This is a genomic window from Segniliparus sp. (assembly GCF_051660745.1).
Classification (GTDB): domain Bacteria; phylum Actinomycetota; class Actinomycetes; order Mycobacteriales; family Mycobacteriaceae; genus Segniliparus.
Window position 1 is genome coordinate 119,724 of the sequence record NZ_JBOFQF010000042.1, and the last position, 22,559, is coordinate 142,282.

At 69.2% G+C, this 22,559-nt stretch carries 22 protein-coding genes and 1 tRNA gene; 9 read left to right on the forward strand and 14 right to left on the reverse strand.

Translation table 11 applies throughout. The annotated features are described in order from the left end of the window. Positions 1–6: 6 nt before the first annotated feature. Entirely contained in the window at positions 7–2,136 is a 2,130-nt protein-coding gene (gene uvrB, locus ACRC20_RS14840) for an excinuclease ABC subunit UvrB (RefSeq protein WP_438687158.1), read from the reverse strand. A 49-nt stretch (positions 2,137–2,185) separates the two neighbouring features. Next, on the reverse strand, positions 2,186–2,998 hold the full coding sequence (locus ACRC20_RS14845) for a nitrilase-related carbon-nitrogen hydrolase (protein ID WP_438687159.1): 813 nt from the start codon (positions 2,996–2,998) through the stop codon (positions 2,186–2,188). A 91-nt stretch (positions 2,999–3,089) separates the two neighbouring features. On the opposite strand from ACRC20_RS14845, the gene ACRC20_RS14850 reads away from it, so the two are divergent. The 4 genes from ACRC20_RS14850 (at position 3,090) to ACRC20_RS14865 (ending at position 7,491) form a co-directional block, all read left to right on the forward strand. Continuing rightward, positions 3,090–3,950: an SAM-dependent methyltransferase gene (locus ACRC20_RS14850; RefSeq protein ID WP_438687160.1), complete on the forward strand. Its 861-nt coding sequence runs from the start codon at positions 3,090–3,092 to the stop codon at positions 3,948–3,950. Positions 3,951–4,100: 150 nt separating this feature from the next. Beyond that, complete coding sequence (locus ACRC20_RS14855; protein WP_438687161.1) at positions 4,101–5,357, forward strand: MFS transporter; 1,257 nt, start codon at positions 4,101–4,103, stop codon at positions 5,355–5,357. Positions 5,358–5,864: 507 nt separating this feature from the next. Continuing rightward, positions 5,865–6,416 (forward strand): LysM peptidoglycan-binding domain-containing protein, encoded by a 552-nt coding sequence (locus ACRC20_RS14860; RefSeq protein ID WP_438687428.1) that lies wholly within the window; start codon positions 5,865–5,867, stop codon positions 6,414–6,416. A 763-nt stretch (positions 6,417–7,179) separates the two neighbouring features. Next, positions 7,180–7,491 (forward strand): hypothetical protein, encoded by a 312-nt coding sequence (locus tag ACRC20_RS14865; RefSeq protein WP_438687162.1) that lies wholly within the window; start codon positions 7,180–7,182, stop codon positions 7,489–7,491. Here the strand turns inward: ACRC20_RS14865 and ACRC20_RS14870 are convergent. From ACRC20_RS14870 to ACRC20_RS14890, 5 genes are all read right to left on the reverse strand, one after another. Continuing rightward, positions 7,488–8,186, reverse strand: a complete 699-nt coding sequence (locus ACRC20_RS14870) for a pentapeptide repeat-containing protein (RefSeq protein ID WP_438687163.1) — start codon at positions 8,184–8,186, stop codon at positions 7,488–7,490. The genes ACRC20_RS14865 and ACRC20_RS14870 overlap by 4 nt on opposite strands. After that, positions 8,183–9,451, reverse strand: a complete 1,269-nt coding sequence (gene coaE, locus ACRC20_RS14875; RefSeq protein WP_438687164.1) for a dephospho-CoA kinase — start codon at positions 9,449–9,451, stop codon at positions 8,183–8,185. The genes ACRC20_RS14870 and coaE overlap by 4 nt, the downstream gene beginning before the upstream one ends. A gap of 146 nt (positions 9,452–9,597) precedes the next feature. Continuing rightward, positions 9,598–11,046, reverse strand: a complete 1,449-nt coding sequence (rpsA, locus tag ACRC20_RS14880) for a 30S ribosomal protein S1 (RefSeq protein WP_438687165.1) — start codon at positions 11,044–11,046, stop codon at positions 9,598–9,600. Positions 11,047–11,308: 262 nt separating this feature from the next. Then, complete coding sequence (locus tag ACRC20_RS14885; protein ID WP_438687166.1) at positions 11,309–11,842, reverse strand: tat pathway signal sequence; 534 nt, start codon at positions 11,840–11,842, stop codon at positions 11,309–11,311. A 70-nt stretch (positions 11,843–11,912) separates the two neighbouring features. Beyond that, positions 11,913–12,935 carry a hypothetical protein gene (locus tag ACRC20_RS14890; RefSeq protein WP_438687167.1) on the reverse strand — a complete coding sequence of 341 codons (1,023 nt, stop codon included), beginning with the start codon at positions 12,933–12,935 and terminating at the stop codon, positions 11,913–11,915. A gap of 126 nt (positions 12,936–13,061) precedes the next feature. On the opposite strand from ACRC20_RS14890, the gene ACRC20_RS14895 reads away from it, so the two are divergent. Further along, on the forward strand, positions 13,062–13,862 hold the full coding sequence (locus ACRC20_RS14895; RefSeq protein WP_438687168.1) for an alpha/beta fold hydrolase: 801 nt from the start codon (positions 13,062–13,064) through the stop codon (positions 13,860–13,862). Here the strand turns inward: ACRC20_RS14895 and ACRC20_RS14900 are convergent. Further along, positions 13,836–14,606, reverse strand: coding sequence for a hypothetical protein (locus ACRC20_RS14900; protein WP_438687169.1), 771 nt, complete (start codon positions 14,604–14,606; stop codon positions 13,836–13,838). The two genes, ACRC20_RS14895 and ACRC20_RS14900, sit on opposite strands and share 27 nt — an antisense overlap. A 25-nt stretch (positions 14,607–14,631) precedes the next feature. Between ACRC20_RS14900 and ACRC20_RS14905 the strand changes: the two genes are divergently transcribed. Together ACRC20_RS14905 and ACRC20_RS14910 are read left to right on the forward strand one after the other, a co-directional pair. Beyond that, positions 14,632–15,306: a hypothetical protein gene (locus tag ACRC20_RS14905; protein WP_438687170.1), complete on the forward strand. Its 675-nt coding sequence runs from the start codon at positions 14,632–14,634 to the stop codon at positions 15,304–15,306. Positions 15,307–15,538: 232 nt separating this feature from the next. Then, positions 15,539–16,504 (forward strand): acyl-ACP desaturase, encoded by a 966-nt coding sequence (locus ACRC20_RS14910; RefSeq protein WP_438687171.1) that lies wholly within the window; start codon positions 15,539–15,541, stop codon positions 16,502–16,504. On the opposite strand, the gene ACRC20_RS14915 is transcribed toward ACRC20_RS14910, so the two are convergent. Both ACRC20_RS14915 and ACRC20_RS14920 read right to left on the reverse strand, forming a co-directional pair. Further along, the gene (locus tag ACRC20_RS14915; protein ID WP_438687172.1) at positions 16,501–16,980 is read right to left on the reverse strand and encodes a DUF4383 domain-containing protein; all 480 of its coding nucleotides are present in this window, start codon (positions 16,978–16,980) and stop codon (positions 16,501–16,503) included. The two genes, ACRC20_RS14910 and ACRC20_RS14915, sit on opposite strands and share 4 nt — an antisense overlap. 27 nt (positions 16,981–17,007) lie before the next feature. Then, positions 17,008–18,132 carry a zinc-dependent alcohol dehydrogenase gene (locus tag ACRC20_RS14920; RefSeq protein WP_438687173.1) on the reverse strand — a complete coding sequence of 375 codons (1,125 nt, stop codon included), beginning with the start codon at positions 18,130–18,132 and terminating at the stop codon, positions 17,008–17,010. A 112-nt stretch (positions 18,133–18,244) separates the two neighbouring features. Here ACRC20_RS14920 and ACRC20_RS14925 point away from each other — a divergent pair, with 112 nt between their 5' ends. After that, positions 18,245–18,805: a TetR/AcrR family transcriptional regulator gene (locus ACRC20_RS14925; protein ID WP_438687174.1), complete on the forward strand. Its 561-nt coding sequence runs from the start codon at positions 18,245–18,247 to the stop codon at positions 18,803–18,805. Between the two features lie 17 nt (positions 18,806–18,822). Here ACRC20_RS14925 and ACRC20_RS14930 read toward each other — a convergent pair. From ACRC20_RS14930 to ACRC20_RS14940, 3 genes are all read right to left on the reverse strand, one after another. Next, a tRNA-Val gene (locus tag ACRC20_RS14930) sits at positions 18,823–18,896 on the reverse strand. 132 nt (positions 18,897–19,028) lie between these two features. Then, entirely contained in the window at positions 19,029–19,370 is a 342-nt protein-coding gene (locus ACRC20_RS14935) for a hypothetical protein (RefSeq protein WP_438687175.1), read from the reverse strand. Positions 19,371–19,511: 141 nt separating this feature from the next. Continuing rightward, the gene (locus ACRC20_RS14940; RefSeq protein ID WP_438687176.1) at positions 19,512–20,744 is read right to left on the reverse strand and encodes a serine hydrolase domain-containing protein; all 1,233 of its coding nucleotides are present in this window, start codon (positions 20,742–20,744) and stop codon (positions 19,512–19,514) included. Between the two features lie 133 nt (positions 20,745–20,877). Between ACRC20_RS14940 and ACRC20_RS14945 the strand changes: the two genes are divergently transcribed. Next, entirely contained in the window at positions 20,878–21,891 is a 1,014-nt protein-coding gene (locus ACRC20_RS14945) for an alpha/beta fold hydrolase (RefSeq protein ID WP_438687429.1), read from the forward strand. Here the strand turns inward: ACRC20_RS14945 and ACRC20_RS14950 are convergent. Then, entirely contained in the window at positions 21,872–22,534 is a 663-nt protein-coding gene (locus tag ACRC20_RS14950) for an O-methyltransferase (protein ID WP_438687177.1), read from the reverse strand. The genes ACRC20_RS14945 and ACRC20_RS14950 overlap by 20 nt on opposite strands. Positions 22,535–22,559 lie beyond the last annotated feature (25 nt).

Sequence of the window (22,559 nt, forward strand, 5' to 3'; positions counted from 1 at the left end):
ACCGGCTCACTTCACCCCGGCCGCGTCCATTCCCTTGAGCTCTTTCTTGTACTCGGCCAGCTCGTCGCGCAACCGAGCCGCGAGCTCGAAGCGCAGATCGCGGGCGGCGGAGAGCATCTGCTCGTTCAGCTCGTCGATGAGCGCGACCAGATCCGACCTCGGCGTGCCGCCGGAGCCTGCCTTCTTCTTCGCGGTCCGCTTCTCCGTCTTGCCGTTCTTCGCGTCCACCTCTGCGGTGTCGGCGGACTCCTCGTAGACCCGGTCGAGGATGTCGGCGATCTTCTTGCGCAGCGGCTGGGGGTCGATCCCGCGCTCGGTGTTGTAGGCGACCTGCTTCTCGCGGCGGCGCTCGGTCTCGTCGATGGCGTTGCGCATCGAGTCGGTGATCTTGTCCGCGTACATGTGCACCTCGCCGCTCACGTTGCGCGCGGCGCGGCCGATGGTCTGGATGAGGCTCGTGGTCGAGCGCAGGAAGCCTTCCTTGTCCGCGTCGAGGATGGACACGAGCGACACCTCCGGCAGGTCGAGGCCCTCGCGGAGGAGGTTGATGCCGACGAGCACGTCGTACTCCCCGCGCCGCAGCTCCCGAAGGAGCTCGACCCGGCGGAGGGTGTCGATGTCCGAGTGCAGGTAGCGGACCCGGATCCCGAGCTCCAAGAGGTAGTCGGTGAGGTCTTCGGCCATCTTCTTGGTGAGCGTGGTGACCAGCACGCGCTCGTCCCGCTCGGCCCGCAGCCGGATCTCGTGCACCAGGTCGTCGATCTGCCCCTGCGTCGGCTTGACGACGACCTGCGGGTCCACCAGGCCGGTCGGGCGGATCACCTGCTCCACGAACTCGCCGCCCGCCTGGCCCAGCTCGTATTTGCCGGGGGTCGCGGACAGGTACACGGTCTGCCCCACCCGCTCGGAGAACTCCTCCCAGGTGAGCGGCCTGTTGTCCACGGCGGACGGCAGCCGGAAGCCGTATTCGACGAGGTTGCGCTTGCGCGCCATGTCGCCCTCGAACATCGCCCCGATCTGCGGCACCGTGACGTGGGACTCGTCGATGACGGTGAGGAAGTCCTCGGGGAAGTAGTCGAGGAGGGTCGCGGGCGCGGTGCCGGGGCCGCGCCCGTCCATATGCCGCGAGTAGTTCTCGATGCCGGAGCAGAACCCGACCTGCTGGATCATCTCCAGGTCGTACTCGGTGCGCATGCGCAGCCGCTGCGCCTCCAAGAGCTTGCCCTGCGCCTCCAAGGCCTCCAGGCGTTCCGCGAGCTCTTGGCGGATCGCCTCCATGACGTGGCCCATCCGGTTCTCGCCGGTGATGTAGTGGGTCGCGGGGAAGATCCGCACCTGGTCCACCTCGGCGACCACGTCGCCGGTGAGCTTGTTCAGGTAGCTGAGCCCGTCGATCTCGTCGCCGAAGAACTCGACCCGGATCGCGAACTCCTCGTACGCGGGGATGATCTCCAACGTGTCGCCCCGGACGCGGAACGTCCCACGGGTGAACGCGACGTCGTTGCGGGCGTACTGCATGTCGACCAGGAGCCGCAGGAGCTGGTCGCGGGCCACCTCCTGGCCTTTGACGAGGAGCACCGAGCGGTCCAGGTAGGACTGCGGCGAGCCGAGGCCGTAGATGCAGCTCACCGACGCGACCACGACCACGTCCCGCCGGGACAGCAGGCTCCGGGTGGCCGAGTGGCGCAGCCGCTCGACGTCGTCGTTGATCGAGGAGTCCTTCTCGATGTAGGTGTCGCTCTGGGCGATGTACGCCTCGGGCTGGTAGTAGTCGTAGTAGGAGACGAAGTACTCGACGGCGTTCTTGGGCAGCATCTCGCGCAGCTCGTTCGCCAACTGCGCCGCGAGCGTCTTGTTCGGGGCCATCACCAAAGCGGGCCGCTGCAGGCGCTCGATGAGCCAGGCCGTGGTCGCCGACTTGCCCGTGCCGGTGGCGCCGAGGAGGACCACGTCGCGCTCCCCCGCCTCGACCCGGCGCTGCAGCTCCGCGATGGCGCTCGGCTGGTCCCCGGCGGGCTGGTGCTCGCTCACCACCTCGAAGGGCTGCTCCAGCCTGCGGACCTCGGCGAGCATGCCCGGCGGAACCGCGCCGAGCGGGTAGTCATGCTCGTGGTCCATCTCGCTTGCGAACGCCATGGCTCCAGAGTACCCAGGGGCGCCGACAGGTTCGGCGGCGAAGAAGCCGCTAGGGGGCGTAGAGCTCCGACCGCATGTCGTCGAAGGCGTGGTTGTGCGGGGTGACGGTCTTGTCCCGCGCCCTGGCGACGTCGATCTCGGCGAAGAGGATCCCGTCCTCGTCCGCTTCGATCGGCCCGGCGACCGGGAAACCCTCCGGATTCACAATGACGCTGCCGCCGATCCACGTCACGCCGCGCTCGACCGCGTGCCGGTCCGCCGCCGCGACGAAGATGCGGTTGTAGGCGGCGGAAGCCTGCACTTTGACCACTTCGATCGACCGCTCTCCCGCCGGGGCCCCGGTCACCGGCCAGTTCGTCGGCACCACGAGCACGTCGGCCCCGGCGAGGGCCGCCGCGCGGGGCCATTCCGGGAACTCCAAGTCGTAGCAGATCATCATCGACACGCGGGCATGCTCGGTGTCCACAACGGGCGGGCGGGCGGAGCCAGCGGCGAAGACCAGCTTCTCCCGGTCCCAGAGGTGCGCCTTGCGGTAGACCGCCCGCACCTCGCCCCGGTCGACCAGGGCCGCGCTGTTGTAGAGCCGCCCGTCCTGGCCCGACTCGCAGAACCCGGCGACGAGGACCAGGCCGAGCCGCGCCGTCAAGGCCTGCCATTCCCGCAGCGAGGGGCCGTCCGCCTGCTCGGCGCAGGACCGGGCCTCGGCCTCGTCCGCGAAGACGTAGCCGCTCGTCGCCAGCTCCGGCAGGACGACGAGATCCGCCCCGCCGTCCGCCGCCAATCGCACTGTTTCCGCAGCGAGCGCGCGGTTCTCCGCGAGCTCGCCCACTCGAGGGGCGATCTGGCAGACGGCGAGGATCACAGCGCAACAGTATCGGAGCGCCGCGCCGCCCGCGCGGCGAATAGAGCCGCCGGGGCTTCTGCGAGGGCCGCCCCGGTCCTAGGATGCGTCCATGGGCAACGAGGCAGCCATGCGCACCGCGTCCGGGCCGATGCTGGTCGTCGCGGCGGACCAGTACGAGGCGCATCCGATCGTCCGCGACGCGACCGCGCCGCTGATGTTGCCGAAGGCCGTGCGCCGAGCGCTCTCGTTTCGACTGGTCCGCATGCTGGTCCGCTCGGCGACCGACCGCCAGATCCCCGGGATCTGGGGCTGGATGCTCTGCCGCAAGCGATACGCCGACGACGCGGCGGAGCGCGCGCTCGCAAACGGCGCAGAGGCGGTGGTGGTGCTCGGCGCGGGGTTGGACACCCTCGCCCACCGCGTTCCCGCCCTCGCGAAGACGCGGGTCTACGAGGTGGACCTCCCCGGCAACATCGCGGCCAAACGGACCGCGCTGGTCCGCGCCTTCGGCGAAGTGCCCCGGCACGTCGTCCTGGCTCCGGTCGACTTCGAGGCTGACAGCCTCGGGCGGGAGCTGATCGAGGCGGATTGGAGCCCGCACACGAAGACCTTGTTCGTGTGGGAGGGCGTCACGCAGTACCTGCCCCGCGCGGCGGTCGAGCAGACGCTCGGCTTCTTGCGCTGCGCGAGCCCGGGGAGCCTCGTGGCGCTCACCTACGTGCGAGGCGGCTTCATGTCGGGCCGCGAGTTCTACGGGGCAGAGTCCGTCTACCGCAAGTTCGTCGCGGGGCAGCGGCTCTGGAAGACGGGGTTCGAGCCCGACGAGCTCGCCGGGCTGCTCGCGGAGCACGGTTGGCGGGTGGTCGAGGACGTGGGCGCGGCGGAGCTCGCCGAGCGGTACGTCGAGCCGAGCGGGCGGGCCTTGCCGCTCACCGGCATGGAGCGCTGGGCGCTGGCCGAAAAGTCCTGATCCGCATATGACAGTGCTCACTCCCTCCTGACCTGCGGCGCATCGGGCGCGCAGCCGACCCCGGTTTATTCCGCAGCGGCATCGGTTTCCGCTCCCCGGCGCATTTCCCTCCTGCTCCCCGGCGGCAGAGGATGAGGGACAGGAGGCGCCATGACCACGTACCGGGAACCAACCGCGCACATCGCGAGCGGCGAGCCGCACGCGCACGGCTCCGCCGGGTATCGCGGCGTCACGCTCGCCCTGTTCGCGGCGGGCCTCACCACCTTCATGTCGATGTACTCCGCGCAGGCGCTGCTCCCGGCGTTCTCCGAGCACTTCGGGGTCGCGCCCGCCACCTCGGCGCTGTCGGTCTCTCTCACGACCGGTTTCCTCGCGCTGGCCATGATCCCCGCAGGCGTCCTCTCCGAGCGCTACGGGCGCACCCGAGTGATGCTGGCTTCCGCCGCCCTTGCCTCGGCCATCGGCCTGTTTCTCCCGTTCAGCCCGACCATCGACGCGCTGCTCGTCGGCCGGGCGCTGCAAGGAGTCGCACTCGCGGGCGTGCCCGCCGTGGCGATGGCCTACCTCGCCGAAGAAGTCCACGGCAACTCGCTCGGCCGCGCCATGGGCCGCTACGTCGCGGGCACCAGCATCGGCGGCCTGCTCGGCCGGGTCATCCCGTCGTTCGCCCTCGACTTCGTCCCGTGGCGGTACGCGATGGAGACCGCGAGCGTCGTCTCGCTGGCGTTCACCGTCGTGTTCATCCGCTCCCTGCCGAAGTCGCGGTTCTTCCGCCCCGAGCGGGCCGGGTTGGGGGCCGTCGTCCGGGGGATGCTCGGCCACCTGCGCAATCCGGCGCTGGTGTGCTTGTTCGTCTTGGGCTTCATCCTCATGGGCGGATTCGTCACCGTCTACAACTATCTCGGCTACCGGTTGGCCGCCGCGCCCTTCTCGCTGCCCCAGAGCGTCGTCGGCCTGGTGTTCCTGCTGTATCTCGCGGGCACGCTCTCCTCGGCGCAGGCGGGCAAGCTCTCGGACCGGATCGGCCGGGCGAGAGTCCTCGCCTGTTCGGCGGCAGTGATGGCCGCGGGGCTGCTGGTCACCGTTGCGGACTCGATCTGGGCGGTGCTGCCGGGCATGCTGCTGTTCACCGGGGGGTTCTTCGCGGCGCATTCGACGGCCAGCGGGTGGGTGAGCCAGATCGCGGCCAAGAACCGGGCAGGCGCCTCGTCGCTCTACCTCTTCGGCTACTACCTCGGCAGCGCTGTCCTCGGCGAATTCGGCGGCTTCGCCTACGGACGAGGGGGCTGGACCGCGCTCGCCGCGTACGCGGGAGCGCCGCTGCTCGTCGGGCTCGTGCTGGTCGGCTGCCTGGTGCGGCTGAGCCGCCCGAGGCCCCAGCTGCAGAAGCCCCAGTTTCCGGCATGAGTTGCGCGCAATGTGAAAACTTGTCCCCCGTCTGCGCCCGAGGCTTCAGATCATTCGCCGTCGCCCGGCCCGTGGCAGGGCGGAAACGATTTCCGCGCGGAGCCCTGCGGCGGAACTGTTGCGCCGCCGCACCGCCCCTGGCAGCACCTCCTCGCCAACACGAGGCCCCCGACCGGGCGCGCCCGGCACCGCGAACATCGGCATAGCTCCTCCTCCTCGGCCTCCTCGGCCACAATCCACCACCGTCCCTCCGCTTCCCTCGCCGAGGAGGCACGCGCCGCGCCCCTCCTCCTCTTGAATAAGACGTAATCCATGTCTCACCGGTTCCATGACGAAGATCGCGGACGAGCACTTCTATGAATCCGAGTTGAACAAACAGCGTTACTCCCCAGGACCCCTTCAAGCGCCCAGAAAGCTCTGGTAGCTTGACTTCGCCGCGCCCGACAGACCGGACATTTTGCCGGATGGCGAGCGCAGCGCCCTTATTTCAACCAATCGAAAGGTGGCATCGTGGCATCTCTGCACGCCGGCCAGTCCCTCACCAAGGGGCAGAGCCTCTCCTCCGACAACGGCGCCTTCACCCTGACCCTTCAGGACGACGGCAACCTCGTCCTCAACCCTGGCGCGGTCTGGTCCACCAAGACCAACGGCACGGGCGCTTCCCGGCTCGAAGTGCAGACTGACGGCAACGTCGTGCTGTACACCGACTCGAACGAGTCGAAGTGGGCGACCAGCACCTCCGGCGAGGTTCGGCTCGAGCTCCAGAACGACCGCAACCTCGTCGTCTACGGCGCGGGCAACACCGCCCTGTGGACTTCGGGCACCGTGACCGACATCCCCGCCACCCCTGCCGCCGCAGAGGTCGAGGAGCCGGCCGCCGAGGAAGAGCCCGCCCCCGAGGCGCAGACCTACGTGGTCGAGGGCGGCGACACCCTCTCCGCCATCGCTGAGCGCTTCTACGGCGACGCGAACCTCTACGGCAAGATCGCCGAGGCCAACGGCATCGCGAACCCCGACCTGATCAACGTCGGGCAGGAGCTTGTGATCCCGGCGCTCTGATCTGAAGCCGCACGCGAAAGGCCCTGCCGGACATGTCCGGCAGGGCCTTTCGCGCAGCCAAGGGAACCACATCTCTGTGACCCTGCTAACGTTCCCCCGGACTGCCCGGCGACAAGCCGGGCCGTCTCACCGCTTCCTACTTGAAAGGCGTGTCATGACCAACCCCGAACACGAGCTCGCGAACCCCCTCGGCCTCGGCGACGAGCCCGAGCAGCAAGACATCTCCGACCCGGACACCCCGGAGTGGCAGAAGCACACCAAGCACTGATCCGTGCTTCTCGGATGGGCCCCGCAGGCATGCCTGCGGGGCCCATCCTCGTTCCGGGAACTCCGCGCGCCCCCAGTTCGTTCCACAAGAGAACCGGCGCATTGGCGCCGAGCCCAAGGAAAGCCGATCTCCCGGAAAGAGAGCCCAGATGGACACCAGCGCGGTGGCGAAGGCGCGAGCCGAGCTCCAGCAGAGCAGCAGGAACACCACGAGCCTTCTCGACGGCCTGGCGGCCAAGCTCAAGGCGGCCGCCGACTCGGGCGACCAGCCCGCCAGGGAATGGCAGCTGGACCTGCGCGAGGCCGGGCTGTCCCTCAGGGAGGAGTCCAGCCTCGCCGAGAGCCTGGTCAACATCGCGAGCCTCGGCAACCCCGACGTGCTCGCCAAGGCCCAAGCCGCCCTCGCCGACCGCCAGGCCCAGTCTTCGACCCTGCTCACCAGGCTGAGCGACAAGTTGAAGGCTTCCGCCGACCTCGGGGACCTCAACGCCCGGGAGTGGCAGCTGGACCTGCGCCGAATTTCGGCGCGTCCCCGTACGCCGCGCAGCAGCCGTATGCCGTGCAGCAGCACTACCCCGAGTCTCCCTACGCCCAGCCATCGGCTCCTTACGGGCAGCCCTACGCCCAGCAGCCCGCCGCCGCGTACTACTCCCCCGCAAGCGGGAGGTACCCCCAAGACCAGCCCCGCCAAGGCGGCGGGTTCTTGGGCCGCCTCATGGGCAGCGGCTTCGGGCAGGCGATGGCCATGGGGGCCGGATTCGCAGTCGGCGAGGAAGTCGTCGACGAGATCTTCGACGACATCTTCTAGGAGCTCATGCCATGACCGCCGCGAAAATCTTCGACTTCGATCCCGGTCTCCGCGAGGAGCAGATTGCCGAGCACTACCGCCTGGTCTGGGGCCACCCGGGCTCCGCGCAGGGATCCGACCCCGGCAATGTCGTCCAGTTTCGAGCCGCGCAGCGAAACGTCCTGCAGTTTCGCCCGCTGAAAGCTCGCGCCACGTAGATCGGAATGCACGAGCCGCGACCGCGCGAGTTCGGCCTCTTGGAAATCGGCAGCGCGCAACATCGAGGACTCCACATGGAGCCGCTTGGCTTTGGTCATGCGGATATTCATCAGCTCGGCTCCGCAGTCTTCGATCCGCACGTCCGTGAGCTTGGCCCCGCTCAGCGTCAGACCCGTCATCCGGCAGTCGCGGAACACCACCCGGTCAAGGCGGGCTCCGTCCCAAATCCCGCCGGAGAGATCACAGCGCACCAGCTCGACGTCGAGCAGGCTGAACTGCGTGAGCGTCATACCAGCGAGATCCACCTCGGTGAGGCGGGATGCGTGAAAAGAAAGCCACAGCAGCTCGTCCCCCAATGGCGGCAATTGGCCGCCCCGCACGTCCAGCGAGGCAAACTGGTTGTCGTGCCAGTCGACGAGCTCCCCCTGCGCTGGGTACGAGTCCAATCGCGCGGGAATCTTCGGCGGCCTGGTCGCAGACTTGTCCTCGGCGGTCACGCTCCCCCACTCGCAGGGCCCGTGGGAGGCGCCCCCAGCCAATCAGCCCGCTCGGCCCAGGCCAGCGCGCGCGGGTACGCGGCGGCGAACCAGGGCTCTTTCACCTCGTAGTACCCGTCCGCAGGATTCTCCGTCTCTCTCGCGCGCTCTTCGGCGAGGTGCTTGACGCGCGTGTACTCGTCCGCGACGGCGGTGTCCGCCCGCAGCCAGTCGCGGAAGAGCAGGGCGAACCGCTGGTTCGGCCAGCCGTCCACGCGGACGTGCAGATTCGCGGGCCGGTCCGGATCGGCCGAGACGTAGAGCCGTTTGCGCCAACGGCCCGTGTCCTGGTCCGGGCCCGCAGCGGCTCCTTCGCCGAGACGCCCAGTGTCCATATGCTCGTCATCGTGGTCGATGTTGACGACCCGGATGAAACCCGCTCCGGCGAGCGCGCCCGCAAGATCGTCCGCCGTCTCCAACGAGTCCACGGTCAGCTGGAGGTCGACCACGTCTTTCGCCGCCAGGCCCGGCACCGCCGTCGAGCCGATGTGGTCGACGCGGAGCGCCTTTGCCCCTGCGGCGGCCTTGATCCGGTTGGCGAGCCGCTCCGCATCGGCAGGCCAGGCCGGATCGGGCTTGGCGAGCACATAGCCCCCGTGCAGCGGCGAATACGTCCCGTCGAACACGTTCTCGTTGAACGGCTCGATCCGCTCGGTCCACAGCCTGCGCACCCGCGCGCGGAGCTCTTCGGGCGAGCCGCTGTTGTCGAGCCAGATGTCGGCGGCGGCGCGGCGCTGCCCGTCGGAGGCCTGCGCGCCGATCCTGGCGAGCGCGTCCTCCCGGCTCATGCCCCGCACCTCGGTCAACCGGCGCAGCCGCTCGTCGAGCGGCGCGTCCACGATGATCGCGAGATGGAAGAACGGCGCGAGGCCCAGCTCGACCAGGAGCGGGATGTCGCGGACCACGACCTGCTCGGCGGGGGCTGCCGCCATCAGCTCGTGGCTGCGGGCTGCCACGAGCGGGTGCGTGATCGCGTTGAGCTTCGCTCGTGCCTCCTCGTCGCCGAACACCCGCGCCGCGAGGTTCGGGCGGTCGAGCGTCCCATCTGCCGCGAGGACGCCGTCCCCGAACGCGTCGACCAGCGCGGCGAGCCCTGGCGTGCCGGGCTCGACCACTTCTCTGGCGATTTTGTCCGAGTCGACGACGAGCGCCCCGAGCTCCTCGAACGCCGCCGCGACGGTGGATTTGCCAGAGCCGATGCCGCCCGAGAGCCCGATCTTCAACATGAGGCGAGTCTATGCCACAGAGCGCACGCCACTGATTTCATCCCACAGGCTTCATGCTAAGAAATGCCGATGGCCGCCTGTCGGAACAGGCGGCCATCGGCATTTCTTAGCGGGCGAGCCGCTCAGCGATAAAGCTGTGCGAAGGACTAGGCCTTCGAGGCCAGCTTCTCGCGAAGAGCCTCAAGCTGCTCCTCGCTGGCGATCCGGCTGCCGGACTCCGGCTCGCCGGAGTCCTGGCGGCCACGGCCGTTGCCGCCGCTGCGGGCCGGGGCGGCCTTGACGGCCGCCGCGAAACGCTCGATCTGCTCGCCGTGCAGCTTCCACAGCCGCTCGGACTCGGCGTAGCGGGCTTCCCACTCGTTGCGCTGGGTGTCGAAGCCTTCGAGCCATTCGTTGGTCTCGGGGTCGAAGCCCTCCGGGAAGATGTAGTTGCCGTCGTCGTCGTACGAGTCGGCCATGCCGTAACGCGCCGGGTCGAACTCCTCCGGGTAGTCCTCGTTGGCCTGCTTGATGGACAGCGAGATGCGGCGGCGCTCCAGGTCGATGTCGATGACCTTCACCAGCACGGCGTCGTCAACCGCGACCACGGACTCGGGCTGCTCGATGTGGCGCTCGGAGAGCTCCGAGATGTGCACCAGGCCCTCGATGCCCTCGCCGACGCGGACGAACGCGCCGAACGGGACGAGCTTGGTGACCTTGCCCTGCACGATCTGGCCGATGGCGTGGGTCCGGGCGAAGTGCCGCCACGGGTCTTCCTGGGTCGCCTTGAGGGACAGGGAGACGCGCTCGCGGCTGAAGTCCACGTCGAGCACCTCGACGGTGACCTCGTCACCGACCTTGACGACCTCGGAGGGGTGGTCGATGTGCTTCCAGGACAGCTCGGAGACGTGCACGAGGCCGTCCACGCCGCCAAGGTCCACGAAGGCGCCGAAGTTGACGATCGAGGAGATGACGCCCTTCTTGATGTTGCCCTTCTGCAGGCGGTTCAAGAACTCGGTGCGCACCTCGGACTGGGTCTGCTCCAGCCAAGCCCGGCGCGACAGGACCACGTTGTTGCGGTTCTTGTCGAGCTCGATGATCTTGGTCTCGATCTCCTTGCCGATGTACGGCTGCAGGTCGCGCACCCGGCGCATGTCCACGAGGGAGGCCGGGAGGAAGCCGCGCAGGCCGATGTCGACGATCAGGCCGCCCTTGACGACCTCGATGACGGTTCCCTTGACGGACTCGTCCTTCTCCTTGTGGGCCTCGACCTCGCCCCAGGCGCGCTCGTACTGGGCGCGCTTCTTGGAGAGGATGAGACGGCCTTCTTTGTCCTCTTTGGTGAGGACGAGGGCCTCCACGGTGTCACCGACGGAAACGACCTCGTTCGGGTCGACATCGTGCTTGATGGACAGCTCGCGGGAGGGGATGACGCCTTCGGTCTTGTAACCGATGTCGAGCAGGACCTCGTCTCGCTCGACTTTCACGATCGTGCCTGACACGATGTCCCCGTCGTTGAAGTACTTGATCGTGGCGTCGATGGCCTTGAGAAGGTCCTCGCTGCTCCCGACATCGTTGACGGCAACAGAGGGGGAGGTGGTCGTAGGGGATGGCATAAGGTTCGGGGACTCCGGAATTTTCTTTTGCTTGTAGGGTCAGGCTTCCACGCGCGCCGCAGGCCAGGCATGTTTTTGATGCATTCCAAGACCTACAGCGACATTTTGCGGCCGACACGCGGCCTGCACGCAAAACATACGTGTGATAGATCAGACTACCCGCTCTGCCGCGCAAGAGCAAATGCGGTTGATCACCGCAAAGAGCCCTCTTTCCAGGGAAACCGGCGCGGATGAGACGCCGGGCGCGCGGATCCCGGAAACGTCAGTTGAAGGGCGGGTTGGGGTGGATCGGCCCCGCGTCGGGCGGCACCGGGGCGCCGTCGCAGTTCGCGGCGAGCTCGCGGGTCTTGGACTCGACGGCTTCGACGTTCGCCTTGAGCGTCCCCGCGTCGGCCCGGTCGTCGATCGAGCCGTCCAGCTCGCGGAGCAGGTCGGCGTATTCGCCGTACTCGCCGTCCCACGGGTTCGGGTCGTTCACCCAGATATTCCCCTGGGCGGCCCCGCCCGTCACGCGGTCGAGCCTGCCGATCGTCGTCGACAGGTCCGTGCCGATCCACGCCACCGCCTCTTGCACGACGGGATCGTCCCAGCTCCAGCCCGGCTTCGCCGTCGCGGCGGCCAGGTGGTCGAGGTCGCGCTGCACGACGCCCGTCACGCCCCGGTTCATCTGGCACCAGTTCGGCCGGGCCTCGGCCTGCGGCAGGGCGGCGAGCGCCGTGGGCACGGCCAGCAGGCAGGCCGCGGCGAGCGTCCGCCGACGAGAGAGCGCCCACTGGCAAGAACGAGAGATCCGCATAGTGTCCAACATAACAGCGCCCAGCGCGGCCCAGGCGGCGACCGCCCTGTCCGGCCTCTTCGCCGGAGCCCTACTCGCCGCTATCGTCCGGCCCGGCGTTGTCGTCAGGGCCTTCCCCCGGGCAGTACGGGTACTGCCCCCAACCGCCCGCGCGGTAGTCGTAGCGCTCGCAGCCCTGGTGCGCGAGCGGAGCGGGGTGGGGGTCGGCGGGCGGCGGAGCGGGCCGGTGCGGCACATTCGGGTCGTCCGGGTCGGGCACGTCAACGTCGACCCAGCCGGGGGTGTGCGGCCACGCGCTGTTCTCGATCCCCGGCGGACGGGCCGTGTCGGGACTCGTGCCTGCGGGCCATTCCGGCTGCCCCGGCGGCGCCACGCCGGGCACGGCGGTCTCGCCCCAGCCGACGCAGAGGTTCTTGACGACGTCGAACTGCTCTTCCAGCGAGGTCCAGTCCTTCGTCAGGTCTTGGGCGGAGACCTGGTCGCGCTCGTCGCCGACGATCTCGCCGAACCTCGCGCTCAGCGCGCCCCCGGCGTCCTGCAGCTCCGCCCACCAGGTCTCGGCGACCAGGGTGTTGATCCGGCGGAACAGCAGCGGGGCCTTGTCCTCGAACTGCTCCACCGCGTCCTGCACCTCGGGGTCGTTCCACGTCCACTGCTTCGCGGGCGCGGGGCCCGTCGGAGCGGCGGGCGGCGGCGCGGCTTGGTCCGCAGGCTGCTGCGGCGCGGGCTGCTGCGGGACGGGAGGGCTGGTGTGGCGGGGCTGCAGCGGGTTGCCGTCGGCGGTGTGGGGCGGCTGGTCCGAGCTGGAGCCCTGGCTGTTGGCGCTCTGGGCCGCCTGCGGCGCGCCCTGCTTGGGCCCGCTCGCCTGCCGTCGCGCTTTCGCGACGTCCAGATCGTGGGCGACCGTGGCCGCGCGCAGCGGGTCCAACGCCTCACGCAGCTGGATGTAGTACGTCGTTGCCTGCGGGCACCAGATCGGATGGAAGTCCTGCTCGGCGGTGGCCTGCCCCGCGAGCCCAGTGCCTCCCATGAACACAGCGCCCGCCGCCCCGGCGACGGAGAACAGCTTGCTGGTGGCAGCGGTCAATCTCATAGCCGACGATCATCCCGCGCGACCTGCGGGCTGGCCACGGCGCGAATCCGCCCCGCAGGCCTCGAATCCCTCGTCAGACCCGGCGGCGCGCTTGTGCTCCAATTGAGCGGAATAGACCGCGCGATCATGGAGTTTCCGTCTGGTATGCCCTCGCTGAACACTCATCTTTTCGGCCCCGAGCACGGCCAGCCGATCTTCGCCGTCCACGGGGTCACCGGTTACGGCGGCCGTTTCCGCAGCTGGGCTGCCGCAGAAGTGCCGCAGGCGCGGGTCATCGCCCCCGATTTGCTCGGCCACGGCCACTCCTCGTGGACCGCTCCGTGGGGCATCGAGGCCCAAGTGGACGCGCTGGAGGCGGCGCTGCGCGAGCACGCGAGCGGACCGGCGGTGCTCATCGGCCACTCCTACGGCGGCCTGTTGTCCGTGCACCTCGCGAACCGGGCCCCGGATCTGGTGAAATCCCTGCTCTTGCTGGACCCCGCCATCGGCGCGGGCCGAGAGCGGCTCACGGAGTACGCCGACTGGTTCGTCGACCACCACTCCTACGCGGACCGGGACGAGGCGTTCGCCGACAAAAAGGGCGAAGCCTGGGCCGACGTGCCGGACGAGGTGCTCGACAGGGAGCTCGACGAGCACTTCGTCGAGCTGCCCGGCGGGCGGTTCTTCTGGCGGTTCTCCCCCGCCGCCCTGATCGCCAGCTGGAGCGAGCTCGCCCGGCCCTGGGCGCTGCCGCCTGCGGGGATCCCGACCACCGTGCTCGTGGCGGAGAAAGTGCAGCCGCCGCTCTTCAACCCCGAGTACGAGAAAGAGCTCCGGGGGCTGCTCGGCGATTCGCTGGTCGTCACGCGACTCGACGTCGACCACATGGTCCTCGAAGAGCGGCCCGCTGTTGTGGGCGAACTAGCCCGCCTTCACCTTGGCCACTAATTTCTGGAACATCGCGCGGAGCGTCGCCTGGTCGAGCGGCTTCTCGCCGCCTTCGGCGCTCGCCGTGCGGCTGATCGAGCCGAGGACCGTGCTCTGCCCGACCGGCGCCGCGACGAGCACCCTGGAGAACGCGTACGCGATGCCGGACGGGGATTGGAGCTTCGCCTCCAGCGCGTAGGCGAAGCCGCCGTCCGGCGCGTCCACCGGCGACATCGCAGCCTGCCCCTGGCCGATCTTCTCGGACGCGGCCGTCAGCTGCCCGCAGCCCGCGAGCGCCTGCCGGTACTGGTCGAGCGGGAGGGGGATGCGGGTGACGACGAACGTGAGCGTCGTCGAGGACCGCCGGTCGAGCCCGAGCGAGCTGCGCGCGTCGGCGGAAGTCGGGGCCAGCGGCCCCGCCGCCACGTGGTACGCGGGCCTTCGCCCCAGCTCCGACAATCCCTCGCAGGCCTGCTGGTCGATCGAGAGATGGTCGAGGGTGAGCTTCGAGTAGTCGGCGAGCCGGGGATCCGCGCCCTGCCGCTCTTTCCCCTGAGCTTCCTTGCCTTTCGGGCCGAGCTCGAGCATGTCGAGGCCGCGAAGATCGCGGTCGTCGTGGAATTCGTAGCCGTCGGGGAAATCCTCCTTCGCCAGCGCGAACGAGGCCGGGATCCGCGACGGGTCCGGCGGCGGGGCCGCGGACGAGCATCCGCCCAGCGCGGCGGCCGAGGCGACGAGGGGTGGCACGAGCCGATTCCAACGCATCTCGTGAAGCCTAGAATAGGCAGCTGTGCGTCCGCCCGGTGTCCCCTGTCTCGGTCCCTTGCTCCGTCTCGGCCCGGTCCGGCTCGTGGCCGGGCTCGCCCCGCTCGTGCTGAGCGCGGGCTGCGGGTTCATCACCGGGAACGACCGCGTCACCATCGCGACCGCCACGGTCACCGTGACGCCGGAGAGCAGCAGCCAACCGCCGACCGCCGCGAGCACGAGCCCCGTCGCCGCGCCTGCGGCCCCGAACGAGCCCGCCGAGCTGCACGACCTCCAGCTCGGCGACCCCTCGGCGTTCACGAACGGGCCGGGGCGTTGGTCGTTCTCGACCGCGTCGGGAACCGCTGTCTGCAAATTCGTCGCGGGAGAGAACGGCTTCTGCCACGTCACAGACGACTCCGGGCCCGCGTGGAGCCCCAGCTCGGTCTGCGACCTGCATCGCGACCAGGACCCCGACGGCGCCCAGTCCAGCCTGGTCGGCTGGGACGGGGACTACCGGCAAAAGGCGTGCCACACCCTGCTCGGCGGCGACTGGCCCGACTCGGCCCCCGCACTTGCAGACGGGAAGAAACTGATCCTCCAAGTGGACCCCGACCATGGGGCCACGGTCACATGCGGCCAGCGAGGCGAAGGCCTCACCTGCGCGAACAGCGCAGGCCACGGCTTCACGATCAGCAAAGGCTCCGTGAAGCTCTGGTAGCGGAGCGGCCTCGTTCCGCACTCCTTCGAGCCGTCTTCGAGCCGCCCTTTCCCGAGCCGGCCCTCCCCCGGCCACCGTCTCAAATCCTCACGAAATCGTGATGTGGAAAAAGTGATTCAGGCAATACCATAAGAACCGAGCAAGAGCGACACACGGCTTAGCTTGCACCGAAGAACAATGTGGTTCGCCGGGAATCTCCCCGAAGTGGTCCATATTTCGAGAGGAGAGAAGCTTGGCCGAACATCTGACCCAAATCGGGATATTGCGAGAGCTCGAACCCGTCGCCGAGCAGGAGGTGAACCGTCACCTCTCGCTGGCGAAGCCTTGGCACCCGCATGACTACGTGCCATGGGACGAGGGCCGCAACTTCGCCGCCATGGGCGGGACGGACTGGGACCCCGAACAGTCCCGGCTCTCCGAGCTGGCGAAAGCCGCGCTGGTCGTCAACCTCCTCACCGAGGACAACCTGCCCGCCTACCATCGCGACATCGCCGCCGCGTTCACCCGCGAGAGCGCCTGGGGCACATGGGTCGGCCGGTGGACCGCCGAGGAGAACCGGCACGGCATCGTCATCCGCGACTATCTCGTGGTCACCCGAGGCGTCGACCCGGTGGCGCTGGAGAACGACCGGATGACGCACATGACCAACGGGTTCGAGCCGATCCTGTCGATCCCCCCAGGCACCCCCGAGCTCTTCCTGCACACCCTCGCGTACGTGACGTTCCAGGAGCTGGCCACCCGGATCAGCCACCGCAACACCGGACAAGTGTGCGCGGACCCGGTCGCCGAGCGGATGCTGCAACGGATCGCCACCGACGAGAACCTGCACATGGTCTTCTACCGCAACGTCTTCGAGGCTGCCTTCGAAGCCGTCCCCGATCTGGCGATGGAGGCGGTCACCGCGATCGTGACGCATTTCCAGATGCCGGGGACCGGGATGCCGAACTTCCGCCGCAACGGCGTGCTCATGGCCAAGCACGGCATCTACGACCTGAGCCAACACCTCGGCGAGGTGGTCAAACCGGTCCTGCGGCGCTGGCGCGTCTTCGAGCGGGCCGACCTCGGCGGCCGAGGCGAGAAGGCCCGCGACGAGCTCGCCGCGTACCTCGAAGACATGGAGACCGTGAAAGTCCCGCGATTCGAGGAACAACGCGACCGATCCCTCGCCCGCGACCGCGAGCGCGGCGTTTTCGTCTAACCCCGCGACCGCCTGGGGCCTCCCCAGATCGAGCCGCCCACAGCCAAGACCGTCACCGGGGCGAGCACCAGCAGCCCTTCGACGACGTGTACCCAGTTCCCGAAGGCGTCGACGGCCATGAAGCCGAGGACGTTCGTGCCGCCCGCGAGGCCGAGCGCCCCCACCACCAGATACACCTGGCCGCAGACGAGGCCGTAGACCAACGCGGCGCGAGGTCCCTTGCGGACCTGGGCCAAACCCACGACGCCGGTGACGAAATGGAACAGAGCATGCCATCCGTTCACTGTGACCGGGATGAACCCGAGCAGCATGATGGTGCACGACTGCATCGAATGCCCGAACGAGAAGCTCGGGCACATCGCATACGCCACCGGCCCGTTGCTAGTGAACCACACCGCCATGGCGAGGAGGAACAGCTGCTCGGGCGAGCGTCGGATGCCAGCAATGCGCCGGCTGAGGGCGGGAAGGACTGCCACGTGCGGTTTCTCCTTGTTCGAGACGGGTCAGGACAGGGGCGGACGGTGCAGGACGAGTTTGGTCGTGCGTGCGGCGTAGGCGCTCGGGGCCTCGTCGAAGTCGGCGAGCTCCGTGGTGACCTTCTCCGCGGGGAAATCGTTGTCGCGCACCCAGTCGAGCAATTCGGGCAGCACGGCGCGGGGGTGGGACACCCCGAGACGCAAGGTGACGTCGTTCGCGTACATGTGCATCAATGGGATTCCCGTATTGGCGGCGACGTAGTAGCCGACCGCTGTGCACACCCCGCCGGGCGCAGTGGAGCGGATAGCGGCGCGGATGCCCGCCGTGCTGCTCGAAGCCTCCACGACCACGTCGTAGGCGCCCTCGGGCCGGGTGGAGCGGCGTGAGCGCTCACGTGCGGTCGCGCCGAGCGATTCGGCGATCGCCATCCTGCGGGAGCTGGAGTCGACGTAGTCGACCGACGCGCCGTGCGCGGCAGCGAGCCCTGCCGCGTAAAGGCCGATCGACTGCGCTCCGCCGCCGACCACCAGCACCGTCGCCCCTGGCCGCGACCTCAGATACGGCACGACGGCGCGCCATCCGTCGGCGAGGTTGTCCGAGGCCGCCGCGACCCGCAGCGGGTCGAGCCCGTCAGGGACGCGGACCAGCATGTGGTCGGCGTGCGGGACCCGGAGGAGATCGCTCGCCATGCCGCCATACGGCCCGCTCGCCCGGCCGAAGCCGTACGCCGAGAGCACACGCTCCGCCCCGTCCTCGCGCCGGGCGGCCGAGCACTTCGAAGTCAGGCCCCGACGACAGTTGCCGCACCGGCCGCAGGACACCGCCCACGGGACGACGACCTTGTCGCCCGCGCGCACCCCGGTGACAGCGGTCCCGACCTCCACGACCTCCGCGACGCACTCATGCCCGATCGGGAACGGCCCGGCGAACGGCACGGGCCCGCAGATGCCGCCGACGGCGGGGTCCAACAGCCCCGCGCGCAGCCCCGCCTGCATGACGCGGGAGACGTTGCGGTGGATCGGCAGGCAGTCGCCGTCGCAGCGGCTCACGACGAATGGCCGGACGATCGCGTCCTCGTCGCCAGACAGCGCGGGCTCTGGCCGGTCGAACCACGCCAGCTTGCCCGCGGCGACCAAATTGAGCTCGCGCATCGTTTCTCCTCGTGCATCAGATGAATCAAAATATGATAGTAGTCATATCATAATTTTCTTCGTCCGCCACATCGTGAGAACATGCACGTCGCGAGAAAGGAGCCACAGCGCCATGAGCAGAGACACCCGGAGCAAGATGGTCCGCAGCGCCGCCGTCATGCTGCGGCGGCACGGGATCCACGGCACGTCCTTCGGGAAAGTGCTGGAGCACTCCGGCGCCCCACGGGGCTCCATCAGCCACCACTTCCCCGGCGGCAAGACGGAAATGATCGTGGCGGCGGTCGAAGCCGCGGGCGAAGAGGTCGCCGCCCAATTGCGCGGCCTCGTGGCGGCGGGGGCCAGCGCGAGCGACCTGGTCGCGGGAGTCTGCGGCTATTTCGAGCACGGGCTGGCGCAGACCGACTTCCGCGCGGGCTGCCCGGTGGCCGCCGCGGCCTACGAAGGGTACGACATCCCCGAGCTGCGGGAGAGCGCCCGGGCCGCGATCGAGAAATGGACGACAGCACTGGCCGGGTCGCTTCGCGCCGAGGGCCGCCCCGAGACGGAGGCCGAAGCGCTCGCCCAGGTGTGCGTGGCCGCGATCGAAGGCGCGGTCATGATGGCGAGGGTCCAGCGCTCCACACGGCCCATCGACACGGTCCGCGCGCAACTCGTCGCGCTGACCACGCCATGACCATCCCTGGCCGCGGGTGCGCGTGGAGGGATTCGAACCCCCGACAACTGGTGTGTAAAACCAGTGCTCTAACCACCTGAGCTACACGCGCTGGGACGCAAGCATCATAGCGGACATCGCCTCTAGCTGCGAGTTTGACGAGCCCGCCCTTCCCCTGTTTGCCCGAGGACGTGGCCTGCCCCGGTTTCCGCCGCGCGTGGCGGCAGCTGCGCGCGAGCGCGGGCTACGAGAGCGCGACTTCCTTTCCGGCGACCGCCGCGCGCTTGAGCTCTGCCATTTCGTCGAGCACCTCGTCGAGAAGGGCCAGATCCCCGAAGAACGGGCTCGACCTCGCGTCCTCCCCCCCGGCAAGGGCGATGTCGACCTCGTCGATGACCGCGTTCCACACCTGCACCGATTCCGTCATCGTCAACGACTTGCGCCCAGACTCCAGCGAGTCCGCGAACGCCGGGTCATAACGGCGCACTGCGGTCAGCACCGCAGCGCGCGCCCTCTCTCCCAACGAAACCGAAACATCTTCGACCTGCGCCATCACGACCGCCTTCTTCTTTGGCCCGAACAACACGTGTCACAGAATAATAACGAACCAATAAAGACGGGCAGCTCAGGAGCCGCCGATTCGGACAGGTCTCACAACGAGCGCCCAATATGGGTCACGGCACGTTCCGCCCCGGGCGCCCCAGTCGGGCCGCGAGCAGCCCGTGGCCTATCCGGGAAACGAGCCCGCCCGCCGCACGGCGCGCAACGCGAGCGGCACCACCCACGTGAACACCCCGAGGTCGCGCACGAACGTCGACGGCAGGCGGTTGTGCACGAGCGCGACGGAGAGCCCCCGCGCGGGGTCGGCCCAGCCGAAGCAACCGCCCGCGCCGACATGGCCGAAGCCTTTGACGAGCCCCGGCAGCGGCGCCGAGTGGAAGCCCATATGCCACATCATCGGGACGCCGAGCACCCGGTCGAAGCGGAAACTCCGTTTGCGCGGGAACCGCGCGACCGCCGCCGGGGAGAGCAGCCGCGCCCCGCCCACGCTGCCGTCCCCCGCGATAGCGGCGTAGATCGTCGCCAGCGCCCGCGCGGTCGCCACAGCGTTGGCCGCGGGCATCTGCGCGTCGACGCCCGCCAGATGGATCTCGTTGAGGATCCGGGCGCTGCCGGAGCCCGCGTACACGCTCTCGGCCAAAGGCCGCGTCGCGCGGCGGCGGGCCAAGGCGTCGAGCATTTGATCGCTGCACAGGCGGGAGAACCTGGCATACGGGTCGACCAATGGCGCCAGCCGTGTCGAGCTGTCCGAGGCCGGGCGGCCCAAATGCACCCCGTCGATCCCGAGCGGGGCGGCGAGCTCGGCCTGGTACAGCTCGCGCATGTCCTTCCCCGTCACCGCGCGGGCGAGGCCCGAAAGCAGCCAGCCCAATGTCAGCGCGTGATACGCGGGCCGCCCCGCGAAACGGTCGAGCGGCGCGGCCGCAAGCCGCTCCTCCATGAGCCGGTGGTCGAGCAGCTCGTTCGCGTTGTTCGCGACGCCGGGCAGCTGCGACAGCCCCGCCGTGTGGTTGAGGACGTCGCGCACCCGGACGGCGGCTTTGCCGTTCGCCGCGAACTCGGGCCAATACTCCGCGACCGGGGCTTCGTAGTCGACGAGCCCGCGATCTGCGAGACGGTGCGCCACGATGGAGGACAGGCCCTTGGACGCGGAGAAGACGACCGGAGCCGAGTTCCGCTCCCACTGCTCGGCCCCCGCCGCGTCCGTCGTGCCCGCCCACACGTCCACGACCGGTTCCCCGCGCAGCCACACCGCCAACGCCCCGCCGCCGGGGCGGAGGTCGGCGAACACCTTTCCGAACGCCCGGACGAGGGGTTGGAACCGCAGGTCGGCGGTCCCATGCACCGCTTGCGGCTCGTCCTCGCGCGAAACCTGGCTTTCACTGAGAGCTTGCGACATTTCCCCATGATGTCACATTCCTGAAACCTATGTCACAATCACCGCGCAGTGTGTGTCGCATCGCCCTTCCCGACGGCCTGCTCGCATGACGGGCGGACGACCTGTTCTGCCGAGTCTAGAATCCGAGACTGTGATGGAACATGGCACGCGAGCAGCATCCGGGGCCGAGACGGTCCCCGCCCCGAAGGTGACCGGGTCCGGGGTCGAGCCGCCGGTGGCCGCCGAGGTGCAGCAGGCGTTCGGGCATCTGGAGCAGGCCGCGCCCGCGTTCGGGGCGAGATGGGCCGCCGAGCTGTGGTGCACGCCCCCGGTCATGGAGTCGGACCTGCGCATGCCGCCCGGCGTCGCCGCGGGCGAACCGCTCGAAGCCAGTTGGGAGGGGCACCGCATCGCGGGCGAGTCCTGGGGCGAGGGGCCGACGGTGTACCTGGTGCACGGCTGGGGCGGCCGCCGCCCGCACATGGGCATGTTCGTCAAACCGCTCGTCGAAGCGGGACATCGGGTCGTCGCGTTCGATTTGCCGAGCCACAACGAGTCCGAGTCCGGCGCGCTCAAGCCCGGCCGCACGACAATCGTCGAGTGCGGCAAGGCTGTGGAGGCGGTCATCCGCGAGCACGGGCCCGCCCGCGCGGTCGTGGCGCATTCCCTCGGCGCCAAGGCCGCCGTCCTCGCGGCGGGCCGGGGCGCGGCGGTCGAGCGTTTCGTCTTCCTCGCCCCGATGGGCGACTTCTCGCTCTACCTCGACCTGTTCGCCCACCGCCACGGCTTCGGCCCTCGCATCCGGGACCGGCTGCGCCGCCGCCTCGACCAGCGGCTCGGCGTCCCGCTGTTCGACACCGACATCCCGAGGGCCGCGTCCGCGACCGGCTATCCGCCGCTGCTGCTCATCCACGACCCCGACGACCTCGACAGCCTCTACGAGACGAGCGAGGAGATCGCCGAGGCCTGGCCGGGGGCGCGCCTGCTGCCCACCAAAGGGCTCGGCAGGCTGGCGCACTACCGGATCCTCCGGCACCGCCCGGGCATTCTCGCGGGGGTCGCCTTTATTAACGAGCACGGTATTCATGAGCGCAGTGTCAATGAGCACAGCGTCAACGAGCACCGCGTCGGAGCGCCCGGGGCCTCGGTCACCCCGCTCGGCAGCTGATCTCGATCCCGTCCTCGCCCCGGACCACGAAGTTCGAGCTCACATAGCCGTTGGCAGAGTCCCGGACATGCTCCAAATACGGCTCCAGCCCAGGAAGCCCCGTGTTGTCGGCGACGACCAACGCGCCGGGGGCGAGCAGGGGCTCCAGCAGCTGCAGCACTGGGAGGTAGAGGTCCTTCCAGCCGTCGAGCAGCACGAAGTCGACCGGCCCCGCGAGATCGGCCAGGGTCTGCGTCGCGTCGCCCTCGAGGATGGCGATGAGGTCGTCCAGGCCCGTCTCGGCGAACACGGCGCGCGAGGCCTCGATCTTCTTCTCCGAAAGCTCCGTGGTGACAACGCGGCCGAAGCCGTTGTCCCGCGCGGCTGCGGCAAGATGCAGCGCGGAGATCCCGAACGACATGCCGAACTCGACGACGACAGCGGGCCGTGCCGCCCGGACGAGCGAGTACAGCAGCCGCCCGGTCGCGGGCGTGACCGCCATGTATATCTCGTCGAACACGTCGGCGGCCTCCTGGGCGCTCGCCGACGGGGCCAGCTTCGCCTGCAGCGCGCCCGAGCGCAGGAACGGGATCTGCGACTCAGCCTTCGCGTAGAGCCGGTCGAGGACGGTGGCGACTTTGGGGTCGAGCAAGGTGTTGGCCATGCCTTCACCCTAATGAAAATCGGCG